This is a genomic window from Treponema sp. R6D11 (genome assembly GCF_054786075.1).
This window is the reverse complement of record NZ_BDHD01001010.1, coordinates 1-414: the sequence shown is the minus strand read 5'-3', so window position 1 is coordinate 414 and position 414 is coordinate 1. Positions and strand designations below refer to the sequence as shown.

Sequence of the window (414 nt, the reverse complement as noted above, 5' to 3'; positions counted from 1 at the left end):
GCCCGGCACTATCTTGTCGCAGTTGGGGATAAAGACAAGGGCGTCAAAGGCATGGGCAAGTGCCATGCACTCAACCGAGTCGGCGATCAGTTCCCTTGTCGGCAGTGAGTACCTCATTCCCTCGTGCCCCATCGCTATTCCGCCGCACACTCCGATTACGGGAAAGATAACGGGCGCTCCACCTGCCATGCGAACTCCGTCCGCTACCGCGCGTGCGACGTTGTCAAGATGCAGATGCCCCGGTACTATCTCGCTCTTAGCGCAGGCAATCCCAATGAGCGGTCTTTTAAATTCTTCTTCGATAAAACCCAACGCCTTAAAAAGCGCGCGATGGGGGGAACGGGCAATGCCCTTGTTTAATTGATCGCTTTTCATATTTCCTCCAACGCCTTTAGTACCGCCTCACCCATCGCC

1 protein-coding gene is annotated in these 414 nt (G+C 55.3%); it reads right to left on the bottom strand.

Going from position 1 to position 414, the window contains the following annotated elements; all coding sequences use genetic code 11:
• The coding region (locus tag ACYVTD_RS17240; protein ID WP_461248862.1) for a dihydroxy-acid dehydratase domain-containing protein at positions 1-375 on the bottom strand (375 nt) is incomplete at its 3' end.
• Between the last annotated feature and the right edge of the window lie 39 nt (positions 376-414).